At 45.6% G+C, this 19880-nt stretch carries 13 protein-coding genes and 2 pseudogenes; 8 read left to right on the forward strand and 7 right to left on the reverse strand.

Going from position 1 to position 19880, the window contains the following annotated elements; genetic code table 11:
• Positions 1-182: 182 nt before the first annotated feature.
• Together Q4Q54_RS10330 and upp are read right to left on the reverse strand one after the other, a co-directional pair.
• Positions 183-1589: a GGDEF domain-containing protein gene (locus Q4Q54_RS10330; protein WP_311988394.1), complete on the reverse strand. Its 1407-nt coding sequence runs from the start codon at positions 1587-1589 to the stop codon at positions 183-185.
• 271 nt (positions 1590-1860) lie between these two features.
• Complete coding sequence (gene upp, locus Q4Q54_RS10335; RefSeq protein ID WP_006081245.1) at positions 1861-2487, reverse strand: uracil phosphoribosyltransferase; 627 nt, start codon at positions 2485-2487, stop codon at positions 1861-1863.
• A 331-nt stretch (positions 2488-2818) separates the two neighbouring features.
• Here upp and purM point away from each other — a divergent pair, with 331 nt between their 5' ends.
• The 7 genes and pseudogenes from purM (at position 2819) to asnB (ending at position 10979) form a co-directional block, all read left to right on the forward strand.
• Positions 2819-3856 carry a phosphoribosylformylglycinamidine cyclo-ligase gene (gene purM / locus Q4Q54_RS10340; protein WP_311988395.1) on the forward strand — a complete coding sequence of 346 codons (1038 nt, stop codon included), beginning with the start codon at positions 2819-2821 and terminating at the stop codon, positions 3854-3856.
• Entirely contained in the window at positions 3856-4500 is a 645-nt protein-coding gene (gene purN / locus Q4Q54_RS10345; protein WP_012088897.1) for a phosphoribosylglycinamide formyltransferase, read from the forward strand. Before purM ends, purN begins: the two co-directional genes overlap by 1 nt.
• 158 nt (positions 4501-4658) lie before the next feature.
• A pseudogene (locus Q4Q54_RS10350) lies at positions 4659-4973 on the forward strand (UMP phosphatase); the annotation flags it as partial.
• Positions 4974-5126: 153 nt separating this feature from the next.
• On the forward strand, positions 5127-6254 hold the full coding sequence (locus Q4Q54_RS10355; protein ID WP_311988396.1) for an addiction module component: 1128 nt from the start codon (positions 5127-5129) through the stop codon (positions 6252-6254).
• An 80-nt stretch (positions 6255-6334) separates the two neighbouring features.
• A pseudogene (locus Q4Q54_RS10360) lies at positions 6335-6775 on the forward strand (HAD hydrolase-like protein); the annotation flags it as partial.
• A 242-nt stretch (positions 6776-7017) separates the two neighbouring features.
• Positions 7018-8694: a M28 family metallopeptidase gene (locus Q4Q54_RS10365; protein WP_311988397.1), complete on the forward strand. Its 1677-nt coding sequence runs from the start codon at positions 7018-7020 to the stop codon at positions 8692-8694.
• Between the two features lie 620 nt (positions 8695-9314).
• Complete coding sequence (gene asnB, locus Q4Q54_RS10370; RefSeq protein ID WP_006087458.1) at positions 9315-10979, forward strand: asparagine synthase B; 1665 nt, start codon at positions 9315-9317, stop codon at positions 10977-10979.
• A gap of 205 nt (positions 10980-11184) precedes the next feature.
• Here asnB and Q4Q54_RS10375 read toward each other — a convergent pair whose 3' ends face one another.
• From Q4Q54_RS10375 to Q4Q54_RS10385, 3 genes are all read right to left on the reverse strand, one after another.
• Positions 11185-12318 (reverse strand): patatin family protein, encoded by a 1134-nt coding sequence (locus Q4Q54_RS10375; RefSeq protein WP_311988398.1) that lies wholly within the window; start codon positions 12316-12318, stop codon positions 11185-11187.
• 235 nt (positions 12319-12553) lie between these two features.
• Positions 12554-14800: a TonB-dependent receptor gene (locus Q4Q54_RS10380; RefSeq protein WP_311988410.1), complete on the reverse strand. Its 2247-nt coding sequence runs from the start codon at positions 14798-14800 to the stop codon at positions 12554-12556.
• 317 nt (positions 14801-15117) lie between these two features.
• On the reverse strand, positions 15118-16908 hold the full coding sequence (locus Q4Q54_RS10385; RefSeq protein ID WP_311988399.1) for an acyl-CoA dehydrogenase C-terminal domain-containing protein: 1791 nt from the start codon (positions 16906-16908) through the stop codon (positions 15118-15120).
• A gap of 246 nt (positions 16909-17154) precedes the next feature.
• Here Q4Q54_RS10385 and Q4Q54_RS10390 point away from each other — a divergent pair, with 246 nt between their 5' ends.
• On the forward strand, positions 17155-18003 hold the full coding sequence (locus tag Q4Q54_RS10390; protein WP_311988400.1) for a D-hexose-6-phosphate mutarotase: 849 nt from the start codon (positions 17155-17157) through the stop codon (positions 18001-18003).
• A gap of 177 nt (positions 18004-18180) precedes the next feature.
• Here the strand turns inward: Q4Q54_RS10390 and Q4Q54_RS10395 are convergent, their stop codons facing one another.
• Together Q4Q54_RS10395 and Q4Q54_RS10400 are read right to left on the reverse strand one after the other, a co-directional pair.
• A complete protein-coding gene (locus Q4Q54_RS10395; protein ID WP_012088891.1) occupies positions 18181-19056 on the reverse strand; it encodes an NAD(P)-dependent oxidoreductase in 876 nt (291 codons plus the stop codon).
• Positions 19057-19364: 308 nt separating this feature from the next.
• Positions 19365-19844, reverse strand: a complete 480-nt coding sequence (locus Q4Q54_RS10400) for an acyl-CoA thioesterase (protein WP_006087464.1) — start codon at positions 19842-19844, stop codon at positions 19365-19367.
• Between the last annotated feature and the right edge of the window lie 36 nt (positions 19845-19880).

Genomic DNA, 19880 nt, shown 5'->3' on the forward strand with positions numbered 1-19880 from the left:
TGAATAGATTGAATAGCAGTAATAGAAAGTAATGACAGCGCGGGCATTGTCCGCGCTGTTTTTTTATTGCCGGCTGCAACTTTATAGCGGTCACGTGACGCGTTAATTCACTCGATGATTAACTCAATAGCTAACTCAATATCAAAAGTTAACGCAATAATTAGCCTAATAACTAACGATAGTTACCGTGTCGCTTCGAGCTTGCGGCTACCCTGCTTATTCTTTTTATCCTCATACAGCGCTTTATCCGCCGCTTGCAGCACTGCCTCGAAGTTAGCATAGTCTTGCGAATCAGCGACACCGCAAGAAACGGTCAACACATTTAAAAATTGTCGCTCTGCCACAGCTTGACGTAAATGTTCAGCCAACACCAAAGCCCGATCGAAAGTACAATTAGCTAAGATGACGACAAACTCATCACCACCGGTTCTGATTAACAAATCGTTTTCTCGAAATACGCCGCGCATTGCATCGACAATTTGCATGATCGCCATGTCCCCGAGTTTATGCCCGTAGGTATCATTAATGGTTTTGATTTTATCGCCATCCACACAGATCACTGCGTAATGCCCCTTAGTTGCGACATCAAACAGTGCGGTCTCATAGACTTTCTTATTGTAGGTGCGAGTAAAAGCATCCAATAACATCGCTTCACTAAACCGTTGACGCTCAGTACGAAGTTTCCTAAAACGATTGATATTAATTTGAACGAAGAAGATCACAATAGATAACAAAAACCACAGGGGCAAATTCCACACAATAAAACGAAATATACTGATTTTGTATGTCAGTGAAGTTATGTTATCTAAATGATTTGTCATCGAATAAAACAAGAACTCCGGCGTCAGTTCAGCCCAAAGGCTATCTGTCGTGATCACCAACTCAGTGCCATAATCGGTATTGCGCCATTCCACATGTTTATTACGCATAAAACCCGACGTCATAAAGGCCGTGTCGGCAATCACATCACCAATAAAATGATTAGGATCGCTAGATGATGTAATCGGCGAGGCCATAGATAAAATGACTTTACCAGTCACTTCATCCTGATAAGGAATGGATAACACTATGCCATCGGCCAAGGACTCTGGCGTCGCGTCTTTCGCACAATAGTGCAGACTCTGACAAAACTCATTTGTCGAAGTACGGTCATTAATCAGCCGCGCTTTTACGTCCTCAGGGATTGGGGTAGCAAAATACACAGCATCACTACGATAAAGCCCCACATACAGGAAAATATCTTCTGCATTTGTCTTTTTACTGGAGTAGAGATAATCAAAGTAGCGTAAGACTTGCGCTTCTTCAGCAGAAAGCTCCACCCCTTGGGGCAGCATTAATCGGGTGGGATCGAGCTGAAAAGGCGCTAAAGAAGATTTATTGAAATCAATGATGTCGTGCAGGGATAAGCTTTTACCGAGCAGTTCAATATAGCTCGGTGTGATTTGCTTGGTTTTTACAAAAGACACAAAGGATTGGTGTTCTCTATCAATTTTAAACGGCAATAGGATCAGCAAGAATATGACAAATAACAGGGTCGCAAGTGCAAGTGACCGACGAAATAACAACCAGTTGAGTGCCGAATGTCCCATAATCCCTCTTAATCCTTGTTATACCGACAATATGCCTTGCTCAAAACTTAAGTAATGTCCCATTAAACCACAAAATAAACCAATAAAAACAACTGCAATTGCGAATAACTATTTGTCTTAATGCTAAACTTTAGCAGCTTAAAACAAAGTTGTTATAACTGTGGCGAACAAAAAAACAAAAAGGGAGCCTAGGCTCCCTTACTGAGTACATCCGCTCAACTGAGCATCAGCTACGCTAATTATTTAGCAACTTGATTTTTAACAGCTTTGGTTATTTAGTACCAAAGATTTTATCGCCCGCATCACCAAGACCAGGCAGGATATAGCCCTTCTCATTGAGGCACTTGTCGATAGCAGCGGTATATAACTCGATATCAGGATGCGCCGCTTCTAACGCTTTGATCCCTTCAGGCGCAGCCACTAACACTAAGGCTTTGATTGAAGTACAACCGCGCTTTTTCAATAAATCGACGGTCGCAATCATAGAACCACCAGTCGCGAGCATTGGGTCGACAACTAAGGCAATACGCTCGTTCATGTCGCTGGCGAGCTTTTCAAAGTAAGGTACAGGCTCAAGAGTTTCTTCGTCACGGTAAATACCGACAACTGAAATACGCGCACTTGGGATATGCTCAAGCACACCGTCCATCATGCCCAAACCCGCACGTAAAATCGGCACAACAGTGACTTTTTTACCTTTGATTTGGTCGACTTCAACCGGACCGTTCCAGCCTTCAATCGTCACCGTTTCAGTTTCGAAATCTGCGGTAGCTTCATAGGTTAATAAACTGCCCACTTCGGCGGCTAGCTCACGGAAACGTTTAGTGCTAATGTCACCTTCGCGCATTAAACCGATTTTGTGACGCACTAAAGGATGTTTAACCTCGACAACTTTCATTTTTCTCTCCTACTTTATTTTTCGGCGTATTATTTTAGGCAAATTTTTCAGATTCTAGTTGATTTGTTTACTAGGTAAAACATAAAGTTTTGCCATTAGGCCTAATCGTGAGCTATCTCCCAAGAATAATTCCCAATCGCTTAAGATACGTACCTTAATTTACTATTTTGTGACCAATCACAAGACTTCAAAAACTGAAATACAGTTTTACTCGGCCAAAAATACTCCGCCGAGGGGCATAAATCCAAATCATGACTTTCGACCCCTAGCACAAGCTGGTAGAATACCGCCGCATAAAATCCAATAACGATGTACCCGAGAGGATCCCTCCGTGAGCACACCTACCCCACTGAGCTATAAAGATGCCGGCGTTGATATTGATGCAGGTAATGCACTGGTAAGTAACATTAAAGCAGCCGTTAAACGTACCCGTCGTCCAGAAGTTATGGGCAACTTAGGTGGTTTTGGCGCCCTGTGTGAAATCCCCACTAAATACAAGCAACCGGTTTTAGTGTCTGGCACCGACGGTGTTGGGACTAAATTGCGTTTAGCTATCGACTATAAAAAACATGACACAGTCGGCATAGACTTAGTTGCTATGTGTGTGAACGATTTAATCGTTCAAGGTGCTGAGCCACTGTTTTTCCTCGATTACTATGCAACGGGCAAACTGGATGTTGAAACCGCGACGTCTGTCGTCAACGGTATCGGCGAAGGTTGTTTCCAATCTGGTTGTGCGTTAATCGGCGGTGAAACCGCTGAAATGCCAGGCATGTACGAAGGTGAAGATTACGACCTAGCAGGTTTCTGCGTGGGCGTAGTTGAAAAAGCCGACATCATTGACGGTAGCAAAGTTGCAGCGGGTGATGCGCTTATCGCATTAGCCTCGAGCGGCCCTCATTCAAATGGTTACTCTTTAGTACGTAAAGTATTAGAAGTGAGCCAAGCAGACCCTCAACAAGATCTCAATGGCAAAGCGCTAATTGAGCATCTACTTGAGCCAACCAAAATTTACGTAAAATCATTGCTGAAACTGATCGCAGCATCAGACGTACATGCAATGGCACACATTACTGGCGGCGGCTTCTGGGAAAACATCCCACGCGTACTACCAGATAATTTAAAAGCGGTTATCCAAGGCGATTCATGGCAATGGCCTGCTGTTTTCAGTTGGTTAATGGAAAATGGCAACATTGCAGAATATGAAATGTATCGCACCTTCAACTGTGGCGTCGGCATGTTAGTCGCGCTGCCAGCCGATAAAGTGGATGCAGCACTTGCATTACTGGCTGCAGAAGGCGAACAAGCTTGGCTGATCGGTGCTATCGCAGATCGTGAAGGCAATGAAGAGCAAGTGGAGATCCTGTAATGCCCCAGAGCTGTCGTGTAGTTGTATTAATTTCCGGAAATGGCAGTAACCTGCAAGCGATTATCGACGGTTGCGACGATAATCTGCAGGCCGAAGTTGTCGGAGTCATCAGTAATAAACCCGATGCCTATGGCCTAGTGCGCGCCCATCATGGCGAAATTGATACCAGCTGCGTGATAGCTCACCAAGGTGAATCTCGCTCTGAATACGATGCGCGTTTAATGACAGTAATTGAACAGTACCAACCCGATTTAATCGTGTTGGCAGGATTTATGCGGATCTTAACCGATGATTTCGTGAATCATTATCTAGGTCGCATGATCAATATCCATCCGTCACTGTTACCGAAATACACAGGCTTAAACACCCATCAACGTGCTATTGACGCTAACGACAGCGAACATGGTGCCAGCGTGCATTTTGTCACGCCAGAGCTTGATGCAGGTCCGGTGATTTTACAGGCTAAAGTGCCTGTTTATGAAGAAGATACCGCTGACATGCTCGCCGCCCGTGTGCATGAGCAAGAACATGCCATTTATCCACTCGTGGTGAAATGGTTTAGTCAGCACCGTCTTAACATGCAAAACGGCCAAGCCTATCTTGATGGCAATCTCATCGGCCCGAGCGGTTACGCGCCTGATTAGTTTCGCGAAATAGCAATTGGTCGCGAGATCACAAATAGAGACCTTAGGGTCTCTATTTTTTTAACTATTTTCCACAAAAGCATTGTTTTCTGGGGCAATGTGGCATTAGATAACTTAACGAAAAGTGATTTTTGCTCGGCATGACAAGAGACTATTAGATGAAAAATATTATCTGCGATATCGATGGTGTACTACTGCACGACAATAAACTGATCCCTGGCAGCGACAAATTTATCCAGCGTATTTTAGAACAAGGCAATCCGTTAGTCGTCCTGACTAACTATCCCGTACAAACGGGAAAGGATCTGCAAAACCGTTTAAGCGCTGCCGGTATTGATATTCCTGAAGAATGCTTTTATACCTCCGCGATGGCAACCGCTGACTTTTTACAGCACCAAGAAGGCAGCAAAGCCTATGTCATTGGTGAAGGCGCCCTCACCCACGAACTCTACAAAGCAGGCTTTACCATTACAGTGGTCTAATACAATCTGCACTTATAGTAATACCTCTCGCACTACTTCACAAACCTCATTTTAAAACAGCTAGTTACCTCCCTACTTCTTGCCATATTTGCTTAAAGCGATAGAATGCTTTTAATACATTTTGCACAGTAATAGGAGCACAACATGGAAGAAATTAATAACATGAACGAAGAAAGCTTTCTAAAAAGGAATAATATCTCAACTGAAGATAGGGAAAAATCAAAAATTGACTGGCCTACGTTGCAAAAAATAGGCGCAGACCAGCAAGCAAAGCTTGAGGAAAGGAAAGAAAGTGCTGAACTATTTGCACGAATGATCCAGAGGTGCCCAAAGGTTCATTCTGTTAGGTGGCGTGTTAAAGATCCTGAACACTTGATGGAAAAAATTGTCAGAAAAACTATTGAAGGCAGCGACACATACAATGAGATTTACTTAGGGATTAATGTAGATAATTATCACGAAATAGTAACTGATTTGGTCGGAGTGAGAGCACTTCATTTATTTAAAGATGATTGTTTTGGAATTGATGAATATCTACGTAATCTTTGGACGACAAAAGAGCAACCAGTCTACTACGTAAGAAGCGGAGATGACGAGACTACTGACCTTGAGAGATTTGAAGTTAAGCAGCATCCAGCAGGATATCGTTCTATACATTATGTTTTTGAATCTACGCCATTAAAACAAAAGATATATACAGAAGTTCAAGTAAGAACAATCTTCGAAGAAGGTTGGAGTGAAATAGACCATAAAGTTAGATACCCTAATTTCTCAGATAATGAACAAGTTTCATACTTTTTGAGAATTTTTAATAGGCTTGCTGGTAGCGCAGACGAAATGGGCACTTTCGTTAAAGAATTAGTTACTGAGCTTAAAGCAACAGCATCACAACTCACTGAGTTTGCAAATGAAAACGCTAAAATAAAAGAAGAAAATGAACAAAACATTGGTGAAATTGATCGCTTGTTCAATGAACTTGAAGCTTCAAAAGGAAATGTTCTTTCAAAAGACAATCTTGTTAGTCAGTTAAAAGCAGAAGTCGATAAATTAAAATCGCAATCGCAATCGCAATCGCAATTGCAATCGCTATCGCGTTTGCATAATGAGGTTTTTACATCAAATAGTAAGGCTAAAATCAACCAATCCGTGGATGTTATTAATATGATAAATGCCATACGTTCAAACATGAAAATGATTGATGATGCGACCGTAAAAACTTCTAAACAAAACAGCTCTAAAATCAAAGATCATAATAAACCGCCAGTTAAATAGAACTATCGTTCTAAGCCCTTACTAAACACATCTGCGTATTCTTGTTATAGTAAGGGTTAAGCCCCACAAGTCGGGTGCTAACCATTACCGATATCAACCCTGACTTTGTGATTGTCGGTGAAACCCGCTCCTACAATTGGGAAATGATCCATAAAGCTGCAGCTTTTGTGGCAGGTGGCGCCCGCTTTATTGCCACCAACCCTGACACTCATGGCCCAGCTTACAGCCCAGCCTGTGGCGCTTTATGTTCGCCAATCGAGCGTATTACCGGTAAAAAACCTTTCTACGTGGGTAAACCGAGCGCATGGATCATTCGCTCAGCGCTAAATCATATTGATGGGCACTCGGAAGACACTGTCATCATCGGCGACAATATGCGTACCGATATTTTAGCGGGCTTCCAAGCGGGGCTTGAAACCATTCTGGTCACCAGTGGCGTGAGTAAACTTGAAGATATCGACAAAGAACCGTTCCGCCCAAATCATGTATTCGCGTGCGCGGGCGACATCGATGTTGTTTAAACAATTATCTAAACCTTTGTCTAACCCTGCGTAGCCACTCTTGCTAGCTAGCCATTCCAACATTACCCATGCAACACGCCCAGCCCAAAGGCGTATTGCATAGGGTAAAGCAACATTAAGTAACACATTCACCTGCCGCTCAGCCTTGTGGCTCGCTGCGGCTTGCTTCATGATAAGTCTCGCTTCTGATTGATTAACAGAAATCTAAAATTCCTTAATTAAAACAACAGTAGGATTAACCTATGCGACGTCTGTATCCACTCTGTGCGCTGGCTATGCTCAGTGCCTGTAGTCCGAATGCATCACAGCCTGATAGCAACAGCACCTTAGCTGAACTCAAACCCGTGCAGTTTAATGAAGCGCGCTTTAGAAATGATATTAAAGCCCTGTCATCCGATGAATTTGAAGGTCGTGCGCCGACCACTCACGGTGAAAAACTCACCTTGGACTATTTGACTAAAGCCTTTACAGAGATGGGACTCAAGGGCGCGTACCAAGGCAGCTTTTTGCAACCTGTGCCTATGGTCAGCTATACCGCAGATGAAGCGCAGAAAGTCACGCTGGCAGGATTACCCTTTAAATACCGAAAAGATCTGGTGCTCAGCAGTCGCCACGATAACGGTGGTATTAGTATTGAGAACGCACCATTAGTCTTCGTCGGCTATGGAGTGAACGCACCCGAATATGGTTGGAATGATTACCAAGATCTCGACATGAAAGGCAAAATTGCAGTGATCTTAGTTAACGATCCCGGCTTTGCCCGCCCTGACTCGGGTAAGTTCAATGGTAAAGCCATGACCTATTACGGCCGCTGGAGTTATAAGTTTGAAGAGGCCAGCCGTCAAGGCGCCCTTGGTGCGCTGATCATCCATGATACTGAACCCGCCTCTTATCCTTGGTCTGTGGTAGAAAATAGCTGGACTGGACCACAGCAAGATCTGGTCCTCAGTAAAGCAGAACAAGATAGCCGTATCCAAGTCGAAGGCTGGCTTACATTGGATGCAGCAACCCAACTGTTTGATAAAGCGGGTTTATCACTGCCGAGCTTGATGGCGCGCGCCGCCGACAGCCCAATCAATGTCCCCCTTGAGCAAACTGCCAGTATCGCCTTTAAAAATAAAGCCGAATACGCAAATAGCTACAACGTAGTCGCCACACTCCCCGGCAGCACACAAGCCGACGAGCAAATCCACTACACCGCCCATTGGGATCACATAGGTAAAGACGAGACGAAAGCAGGCGATCAGATTTACAACGGCGCCATGGACAATGCCTCAGGCACTGCCGGCATTCTCGAAATCGCCAGACAATTAGCCGATAATGCGAAACAAGGCCACGGTTTAGCGCGCTCGGTCACCTTTATTGCCACCACAGGTGAAGAACAGGGCTTACTCGGTTCGCGCTATTACGCTGCCAATCCACTTTATCCTATCGACAAAACCGTGGCAGTGTTAAACCTCGACAGCACCAATATCTACGGCAAAACCAATGATTTTACGATTGTCGGCAAAGGCAAGTCTGAGTTAGAAACTTACCTTATCGATGCGGCGAAACAACAAAACCGCATCGCCATGGGTGAAAAAAATCCCGCTTCGGGCGGTTTCTTCCGTTCAGATCATTTCAGCTTTGCCAAACTGGGCGTGCCAGCGGTCTTTGCCGGCGGCGGTAGCGACCCCGTTGATGAGGCCACGGCTGCTTATAAAACCCAGATGCAAGCCACAATGAAAGGCTGTTATCACAATGTCTGCGATGAATACCATGAAGACTGGGATTTAAGCGGCGCGCTGCAAGATTTGCAAATCTACTACCAAGTCACGCGCACCTTGGGCAACAGCAAAGATTGGCCGGGATACTATCAAGGCACAGAGTTCAATAGCCTGCGCCCAGCTAAAACGACGCTTGTGACAGATACAAAATAGCAGCTTGTATCAGTGACAGCTTGTGAGAGGCGACTTGGTTAGTCGTCTCTTATTGACGCCCGCTAGTCGCACCTGCGAAATAAAGCGCCAGCTAAATAAAGCGCCAGCTAAATAAAGCGCCATCTCAGCCAGCACGGCAAAGCGCCAGACAAGATTGAAAAGCACGTGAACCATTCACGTGCTTTTTTTGTTTTTAGCTCACAAACAATACCTTTATCGCGAAATATCCATCCTGCCACACCATTCTGAATAGGCTTATGCCATTGGTTGATGTCAAACTCAGCGCATTAATTGATTAAAAATAAAACACTTAAACGAGCCAACTCATTATTTATGGTCTTTTTTAACGGTTTTTCTGTCATCGACACTTTTTTAAAACACATTGTGAATTCCCCAAAACCCCTCACGCCAAATCAGACAATAAAAACAAATCATCAAAAATAACGCAAATCAAATGAACTATTCTCAAATAAAAGCATTAAACATAAACATCTAAATCAACAAAAACGCCAATAAACAGATAAAACATCAAAAATAGTGTTTGGCAAATACCTAAATTGCTGGCACATTAAACCTCAATTGAGACATCCTCAAATGACAGACAGTGTGGGAGTTGTACTATGTGTTCAATCTTTTCGATTTTAGATATCCAATCTGATGCCAAAGAACTGCGCCAAGTCGCGCTAGAAATGTCTAAGCTAATGCGCCACCGTGGCCCTGACTGGTCAGGTATTTATGCCAGTGATAAGGCAATTCTTGCCCACGAACGTTTAGCAATTGTTGACATTGAACACGGTGCTCAGCCACTGCTAACCGAAGATGGCAGTTTGATCCTTGCGGTCAACGGCGAAATCTATAACCACAAAGAATTGAAAGCCCAGCTAGGCGATAAGTACAGCTATCAAACCAACTCTGACTGTGAAGTCATTCTGGCGCTGTATCAAGAATATGGCACTGACTTCCTTGATAAATTAAACGGTATCTTCGCCTTTGTGTTATATGACAAAGCCCAAGACAGATACCTTATCGGCCGCGATCACATGGGGATCATCCCGCTATACACAGGCCGTGACGCTGCGGGTAACTTCTATGTGGCCTCTGAAATGAAAGCGCTGATGCCAGTGTGTAAAACCGTAGAAGAGTTCTTACCGGGCCAGTATCTGTATTCAAAAGATGGTGAAGCCGTTAAATACTATAGCCGCGATTGGCAAAGCTATGATGCGGTTAAAGATAACCCAGCCAGCCAAGAAGAATTACGTGATGCATTAGAAGCAGCGGTTAAACGCCAATTGATGTCAGACGTGCCCTATGGTGTGTTGCTATCAGGTGGCTTAGATTCATCGATCATTTCCGCCGTGACGCAAACCTTTGCGAAACGCCGCATTGAAGACGATGGAGAAACCAACGCTTGGTGGCCACAGTTGCATTCTTTTGCCGTCGGCCTTGAAGGTGCGCCAGATTTAATCGCCGCCAAAAAAGTCGCAGATGCCATTGGTACGATTCACCATGAGATCCATTTCACCTTCCAAGAAGGCTTAGATGCGATTAAAGAAGTGATCTATCACTTAGAAACCTACGATGTCACCACCATACGTGCCGCGACACCTATGTATTTAATGGCGCGTAAAATCAAAGCCATGGGCATCAAAATGGTGTTATCGGGTGAAGGTGCTGACGAGCTATTTGGCGGCTATTTATACTTCCATAAAGCGCCAAACGCACAGGCATTCCACGAGGAATTAGTCCGCAAACTTGATAAACTGCATCTGTTCGATTGTCTGCGTGCCAACAAAGCCATGGCCGCTTGGGGATTAGAAGCCCGTGTGCCCTTCCTCGATAAAGAGTTTATGGATGTGGCGATGCGCATCAACCCAGAAGCGAAAATGTCTAAGGATGGTCGTATAGAGAAACACATTCTGCGCCAAGCCTTTGAGCATAAATTGCCAAAAGAAGTGGCGTGGCGTCAAAAGGAACAATTCAGTGACGGCGTAGGCTACTCTTGGATTGACGGTTTGAAAGAACAAGCTGCAGCGCGGGTGGATGATTTACAATTGGCAAACGCGAAATTCCGTTTCCCATACAACACCCCAGAGACCAAAGAAGCCTATTTCTATCGCTGCTTCTTTGAGGAACATTATCCATTGAGCGGCGCCGCAGAAACGGTTCCAGGTGGTAAATCCGTCGCCTGTTCAACGCCAGAAGCGCTGGCTTGGGACGAAAGCTTGCGCGGCATTATCGACCCATCGGGCCGAGCAGTACGCTCAGTGCACACCTCAAGTTATTAATAGCCTAACGTTAAAGTGCTCAGTTGATAAGCTAGGTTAATACGCTAAATTAATAAGCTAAGTGAATCAGCTGGATTGATAAACTGGTTAAGATAGCCAACCACAAAAGCCACCCTAGGGTGGCTTTTGTATTTCGATGCTGTTTACTTCTTAATGACTTAAACAAAAGCGGCTTTAACAAATGCAACTTAGCTCAACAACCAAGCTAGGCCGACAGCGCACTAAATGGCTGGATTTGAGAGTTAGCTTGAGAGTGGGTTTGAGTGTGAGCGTTGGTTTGCACTTGAGTGTGAAAATGAACATTCATCGGCGTCAATGCCATCGGATCTTGGGTTAAAAACTGCTTTCCGGCACTTATGCCCGCATGGTAATCGTGGCGTAAATCGGCATCGGTGCTACCCAGTAACTTACTCTGCAAATTTTCAGCGGCAAAAATCTGCACTATCTCCACATCCTCTGGCGGATTTGCCATAAAATCCAATTCATCCTGATAGGCTTGTTCGTGCTGCACTAGATAATCTATGGTTTTCGGGCAAAAGCCAGAAACACAAATCCAAGATTTAAGTTTATGCACCCAAGCCGATTGCGCCTGAAAATCCTCACTCACAGTGCGGATCACCACAATTTTACGGGCACCACGACGATAGGCCTCACGCACAGGTAAAGGCGCTGCTAAGCCGCCGTCGAGATAAAAATCACTGTCGATACCTTCGCTTGATGCTACACTGTGAGCAGAGGCACTCTTATCAGAGGCGCCATGTTCAGCCGCACCGTTATTACAGGCCTTATCACTATTACAGGCATTATCATTTAGCCAAGGCGTGAGTTTCACCCCTTGTTTATACAGAAATGGTAATGCGCTAGAAGCTTTAAGCAATTCGCGCCACTGGCTTTTACTGCTTGGACTTAAAAAATAACCCTTGCGATCACTGGCATTCGTAGTTGTGATAAGTAACTGCCGATGACCGAGTGAGGCTGTCGCCGCATTAAGATCTAATTTGAACATCCCTTGTCGAGTCTGCTCAAAATACCAATCTAAATCGACCACATTGCCACCAACTAACCCGCGACCGAGTCGATAGAAGCGTTTATGGCGCGATAAACCGCGGATCAAACGTTTGGCATAACCTTTCTGACGGGCCAAAAAACTGCTGAGATTCTGTGAGCCAGCAGAAGTACCAATAAATAAATCAAAGGGATCGAAGCCGTCATCAAGCCAAGCATCGAGCACGCCTGCGGTGAAAATACCGCGTTGACCACCACCTTCTGCAATCAGGGCCACCTGTGGGCTAGCGTTAGATTGAGCGTCTTTGGAGGCTAAGTGGCTGACTGCGTGCATAGGGAAACCTTATCGAATAGTTCATATAAGGCGAGTCTAAACAAGACGAATGAGAAAGGATAACGGATAGAAGCTATCATCTTAATAGGAAAATACTATTAAGATAGTGTGCAAGCATTAGCCGGTGATGATAACGACAGCAAATACTGGCAAAAATAATGGCAATGATGAACAAGGTTAGGCAGGTTAGCTTGTTCGTCATCCTTAACGAACAAGCTATTTTCACATCAATGCATTAAAACTTATGACTCAGTTCAAGGGTGATATTACGCGGCTCACCGGGGAAATGGCCATTACGCTCACTAAAACCACTGACGGCATATTCTTTATCGAAGATATTTTTAAGATTTAAGCGAACTTGAGTTTGATCCCACTGGGTCGTCCAGCTCATATCAAAAATCGTATGGGGCTTCACCGTTTGGCCATCGAGGCTGAACTGTTCACCCACGTAATCCATACCAAAGGCAATCGCCGAATCGATTGCATTGATATCGTAACGAGTCCATATTCCCGCTTGATGACGCGGCGCATTGGCAAAGTGCTTACTGTCGAAGGTATTGGTTAAATTGTCGTTCGTCACCCCTTTAACCACTTCAGTCTCGTTATAGGCATAGTTTGCCGTGACGGTCAGGTTATCGGTTAAATCCCCCACCAGCGTCCATTCAAGGCCTTGACTGTGTACTTCACCCAAATTAAGTAAAGCGGGAATGCCATCGTCATCGCCAGTATTTAAAGGGTTAGCTTGAGCGACATTTTGTTTTTCAATGCGATATACGGCGAGCGTGGTCATAAACTGGCCATCAAGCCACTCATTTTTCATCCCAAGTTCAATTTGATTACCCGTTTCTGGATCGAGGAAACCGTCAGCAATATCTTGTGCTTGATCGGTTAAAGATGCTGGATTGAAGCTCTCTGAGTAATTCAAATAAAAGGACATTGAATCGATTGGGCGATAATTAAGCCCTGCCCTTGGCGTTATCGCGTTATCGCTGAAGGAGAAACCGGTCTTTTTATCATAATCGTCAAACTGGCTGAAACGCAGACCGGCAATCAATGACCACTGTTCATTAAAGTGCAAGTGTTCCTGCACATAAAGGCCAAAACGGTTAGCACGGGTACCGTCGGTATCCATGTCTTTTAATTGATAGGTACTAGGATCCGTCTCACCATAGTTAAGGTCAAAAATATTTAGGTTACCCACGCCTTCCTTGCTGGTCGCGAGCTTGTAATGGTACTCGGTTTCCACATAGTGATAATCGCCACCGAACAGGAACTCATGTTCAAAACCTAAGGCATCGAATGCATAAACAAAATCATTGGTTAAACTGATTTCATCATTTGCCCGTGCTTGCACTCGGTATTCACGCTTAATGGTGCCATCTGCACTATTGGCTTTACCATCACCATTTACATCGACCCAACCTCTCGATTCATGATATTGCTGCGTGGAATCATTATTCAGATAGCGGATCTGCGTCTTGACCGAGAAATTATCGGTAAATTGATGATCGAGAATCGATTGCAGCACCAGCGCATCCATCTTCTGGAAGTCACTCTTCTCATTGGCATTATAGGATGGCGCAACGAGGAAGTTACCGTCATTATCGACAGGCACGCCGCGCAATCGATTGCCGCCTAAATCCTGCTTAATAATATCGAAAGTGGTGGTGAGCTTAGTATCATCACTGATTTCGTAGAGTAACCCACCCGCCACTTCGGCATTTTGGCTATCTGCATTATTGCGAAAGCTATCTTCCTGCTGATAATAGGCGCCAAAACGATAGGCAAGATTTTGGGTTAAGCCGCCAGTGAAATCCAGCGAGCCCCCCATCATGTCCTCGCTGCCCGTGCTTAAGGTCAGCTCTTTGCTCTCGACAAACGTCGGTTTTTTAGTGACATAGTTAATCATGCCGCCAGGTTCACCGCCGCCATAGAGTGCCGATGCAGGGCCTTTTAACACTTCAACCCGCTGCACATTAAAGAGTTGTGGCACAGAAAATCCCGAATAGGGATCGCCCCTTACCCCATCATAAAAAACGTTGGCATCGTCGCGGAAACCGCGAAAGGTCACGCCGGAATAACTAAACTCACTCACACCCGCGATTGAGCGGTATAAATCGGTAATATTGCGTGCCGCTTGGTCAACGATTAACTGCTCGGTCAGCACTTGCACCGACTGCGGCAATTCCATCACATTAATCGCCGTCTTAGTGCCAATCGTGGTTTCTTTATCGACGTACATTTGCATCGCGCGGCCATGGACGGCAATACGCTCAGGTGCTGCGAGTTTTATCTCCTCATCGGTCGTGGCTTGAGTCGGTGCAGGACTTGCAACAGATGAACTCGTAGACAAGGTCTGCTGTGGAGCCTCTTTATCGAGTACAGTTTCAGCGGCGAATGTCGACTGATGTTGAGCGAGTGCAAGTGCAATTAATGAGTAGGCGAAACGAGTCTTCACAGAATGTCCCCAGCGCGAGCGCATAAAAATGGCATAAACCAAAGGGTTTACAAATGTATTCAAACGAATTGGCCGTCATTATAAAGAATGATTTACGAATAACAACGATTATCATTTGAATTTACATAAATGTGAAATCTGTTAGGTAAATAGTTAGCGTCAGCTCACATTATCCTTGTGATATTTGGTTATGACTTAAACGAAACAGAGGTTCAGTCGCACAGACCTTAGATAGAAGTGTTAATGTGGGATAAAAATAAAAACCAGCGACAATGCGCTGGTTTTAGGTTGTTCTCGAACTGTTGTTAAGCAAGGGCTTAACTCAGCATATAAGTGAATGCTTAAAAGATAGCTTCATCTAATTGCGTTAGCATTTCACTCGCCTGCTCAATTTGCTTACGCAGACTGCGACCTTGCACCGCCCAGTAAGCCATATAGAAATCGGCGGTTTTCAATTTAGCTTGGTAAAACGCGGTTTCTTCGGTGCCCTGCTCCAACGCCGCTAAGGCCACCGCGGCACTTCTGGCCCACATCCATGCCAGTGCAGTCACGCCAAACAACTCCAGATAAGCCATAGAGGCTGCGCCGATAATGTCAGGATTGGTCGCAGCTTGTGCAGCTAAATAACCGCTAGCCTTTTGCAAATCACCCGCACAATCCATTAAACCACTCACGTAAGGTTGCATCGCCGCATTGGTGCTATGTGACTTAATAAACTCAGTCACTAAAACCGACCATTGCTGCATCGCCGCGCCGCGGTCGCTAAGCAATTTACGACCCACTAAATCCAGCGCCTGAATGCCGTTAGTGCCTTCATAAATCAGCGCAATACGGCTATCACGCACAAATTGCTCCATGCCCCACTCATGGATATAACCATGTCCACCAAACACTTGCTGCGCATCCACACAGGCATTAAAACCGCGGTTGGTGATAAAACCTTTCACAACGGGCGTAAACAGGGCTGCTAACTGGGATGCCGCTTTCGCTTTGGCGGGATCGGTATGGCGCTCAGCTTCATCGAGCCACAAAGCTTGTTGTCCAACTAAGGCTCTTGCGCCTTCATTAAAGGCTTTTTGCGACAGCAACATACGGCGCACATCGCCGTGAACCAAAATCGGATCGGCGGCTTTTTCTGGGGCTTTGGCACCGCTTAAAGCGCGGCTCTGTAATCTGTCTTTGGCATAGGCTAACGCATTTTGATAGGCAATCTCAGAGACCCCCAGCCCTTGCACGCCCACGCCTAAACGCGCTTGGTTCATCATAGTAAACATGGCGCGCAGTCCTTGGTGCGGCTCGCCAACAAGCTCGCCCAGCGCAGCTTCAAACACCATCACGCAGGTGGAGTTACCGTGAATGCCCATCTTATGTTCAAGGCCGCTGGCATATAAAGTGTTCGGCGCGCCTAGGCTACCATCGCCATTCACTAATACTTTAGGCACGGCAAACAGAGATATACCCTTCACGCCTTCTGGCGCATCCGGCAAGCGGGCTAATACTAGATGCACTATGTTGTCGGTGAGTTGGTGATCGCCTGAGGAGATAAAAATCTTCTCGCCAGTGATAGCAAAAACACCTTCGGATACTGGCACGGCTTTGGTGCGTAATAAGGCTAAGTCAGTACCGGCGTGGGACTCGGTCAAATTCATTGTCCCAGTCCATTCACCGCTAACCAATTTACTCAAATATTTTTGCTTAAGCGCATCACTGCCGTGGGCATGGATGGCGGCATAGGCGCCATGGGTCAAACCGGGATACATGGCAAAGGCCATGTTGGTTGCCGTTTGTATCTCAGTGGCAAAAATCCCCACGACTTCTGGCAGGCCTTGGCCGCCATATTCAGGATCGCAGGTCAGCGTTGGCCAGCCATTATCAACAAACTGCTGATAGGCATTATCAAAACCCTCAGGTGTAACCACCTTGCCATCGACCAATTTACAGCCTTGCAGATCGCCGACACTATTGAGCGGCAGCATGACTTCAGTACTAAAGTCGGCCATACCTTGCAGGATCGCATCGACAAGATCTGGATCGATTTCATCGAACCCCTTGAGAGCATCTTGCTGATAAATATGTAAAATTTCATTGAGGATAAATTGATAGTCGCGCAGCGGCGCTTGATAGACTGGCATAATCGCTTCCCTTTTCTTGTTAGACTGCAACTCAACTAAGTGATCTGACCACTTTGGTGCTCTGACCACTTTAGCTAAATTTGCTGAAAAAGAAAGCACTCCAACGGCCAGCAAAGACTTTTGTTTACACAAACGAACAGCGAAACCGTAAATTGATCGCAACAAAGCCTTATGTTATCGCGGAAAACTTTGTAAGCTAACTGCCTGTTTTTCTGATATGCCAGCAGAGTTAAGGATATTGCTACTATGGGTTCTGTCACTACTAAAAAGCACGCCAACGGGCTCGATTATGTCGAAGTGAATACGGCGTTATGTCAGGCAAGAATTTTTTTGCAGGGCGCGCAAATAGACTATTTTCAACCCGTAGGAAAACCACCTTTACTGTGGGTTTCATCGGCGGACGATTATCAACCCGGTAATGGGATCCGTGGCGGTGTGCCTGTATGCTGGCCTTGGTTTGGCATGAGTAGTGAAGCAAACTTCCCCCAACACGGTTTCGCCCGCACCCGCATTTGGGCGCTGGAATCGGTAGAAATGCGTAATCAGTTGGTGGATTTACGTTTTAGCTTAAAAATCAGTGAGCAAGATAAAATTTATTGGCCGCATAACACTCAGGTCAGCGTGTTATTCACCCTAGGCGATGCCCTAAGCATTAGCCTTGTAAATACCAACCTAGGCGATGAAACCGTGACGCTTACCCAAGCGCTGCACACTTATTTTCCGATTGAGGATATCCACCAACTCAAAGCGAGCGGTTTTAGTGGCTCAAAATACATCGAATTTGCCGAGGGGCCTTATCCGCAAACTACGGATGAAGTGCGCTTTGATCGCGAGACGGATCGTGTCTATACCGAACTCGGCCCTGTGCAATTATTGCATACGCCGCAGGGAATCATTGAAGTCAGCCGCGAGAACAGCCAATCCGCCGTATTATGGAATCCATGGATTGAAAAGTCACAACGCCTTGGCCGGTTTAATCCAGAGGATTATTTGACCATGGTCTGCCTAGAAGCGGCCAATGTTTTAGAAGATAAAGTCGTGCTTGCCCCAAGTGAAACCCACAGTTTAGTGACCCATATTTGCTGGAAAGACTAACGATTTAATATCCTGTTCTTAAAATCTAGAGCTTAAAATCTGGAGCTTAAAATCGAGAGCTTAATATCTAGTTCTAAATCCTAGTCAAAAACGATACACACAAAAATGCCCAGTCCGATTTGCCAACGCAATCGGGACTGGGCATTTTTATCAGTGCAAAATCTAAGTTTTATAAGCTTATTTCGCCGATTTCTCGAGGCGCGCTAACAGGCTAGACGTATCCCAACGGTTACCGCCCATGCCCTGTACTTCTGAATAGAATTGATCGACTAACGCGGTTAATGGCAAGTGTGAACCATTGCGGCGAGCTTCTTCTAAGGCGATGCCTAAATCTTTACGCATCCAATCGACGGCAAAACCAAAATCATAGCTTTGGCCCCACATCGTCTTGTAGCGATTTTCCATTTGCCAGCTTTGCGCCGCGCCTTTGCTAATCACTTCAATGACTTTCTCGCCATCGAGTCCTGCCTTGCGCGCAAACTGTAATGCTTCAGCTAAACCTTGCACCACGCCCGCGATACAGATTTGGTTCACCATCTTAGTTAACTGACCTGCACCAACCTCACCTAAACGCTCGGCGCAGCGGGCAAAGGCTTCAATCACAGGTTTAACACGGGCAAACACAGCTTCATCGCCGCCAACCATCACAGTCAAGGCGCCATTTTCGGCGCCCGCTTGACCGCCCGACACAGGCGCATCGAGGAAATCAATGCCCTTTTCCGCTAACACTTGATGAAGCTCACGAGCGACATCGGCCGAAGCCGTAGTATGGTCAACCAGCACTGCGCCCTTTTTCATCCCATGAATAACGCCATCACTGCCTAATACCACTTCACGCAGATCGTTATCATTGCCCACGCAAGTAAACACAATATCTTGACCCTCTGCCGCTTCCTTTGGCGTTGGGCAGCAGCGTCCGCCATAGGTGTCGACCCAAGTTTGTGCCTTGGCAAAAGTGCGATTATAAACAGTGACCTCATGGCCTTTGTTCAATAAATGCCTCGCCATGGGATATCCCATTACGCCTAAACCAATAAATGCGACTTTTGCCATGAAGTGATCCTCAAATAGGTAAACAAGGTGAATCAAGTAGAAATTGCTGAATCGAGTTGTATTTCGTCTGCCCAATATGTTACCGCTAAACCCTCAACAACAAATACTAATAAAGTGCCAGTAAGTGTTTCAATCTATGGGTTCAATTACGGATGTTTATTTAGGGAAATAGGCAGTGAAAAATAATGGCGGCAGTTTAGCATTCATCCCGCATAGCGTCAGGTTGAAATCGGACCGACAGGCAAACGCACTTTTCGGCAGAGACAACAAAGGCGCCTTAAGCGCCTTTGTTGATTTAATTTATGGGGCTATTTCACCACATGGGCTTCCATTTCAGCGCCAATCTTTTTACGCATTTCCATCAAGCGCAGCGCAGAATCGCGCAAATGAATATCATGTTCAGTTTGCGGTATCCACTCAGGCACTGGCGTAGGCTGGCCATGTTCATCAACAGCCACCATGATCACAATACAGTGGGTAGTGAGATGACGTTCAGAGACTTTAGGATCACCGGCCCGCACATCGATACCGATATGCATAGAAGTTTTCCCCGTATAAATCACCTTAGCGCTGACTTCGACTATGTTGCCCACTAAAATGGGTTGCACAAAACGAATCCCGCCCGCATAGGCAGTAATACAATATTTACCGCTCCAACCCGCTGCACAGGCATAGGCCGCGAGATCGATCCACTTCATCACAGCGCCACCGTGGACCTTACCACCAAAATTTACATCCGCAGGCTCTGACAAAAATCTCAGGGTGCTTTGTCTATCGATACCAGCCATATAACCTCAACTTATTCAGCCACTGTGGCTCAATGT

This window comes from Shewanella sp. SP2S2-4 (assembly GCF_031932025.1).
GTDB lineage: Bacteria > Pseudomonadota > Gammaproteobacteria > Enterobacterales > Shewanellaceae > Shewanella > Shewanella baltica.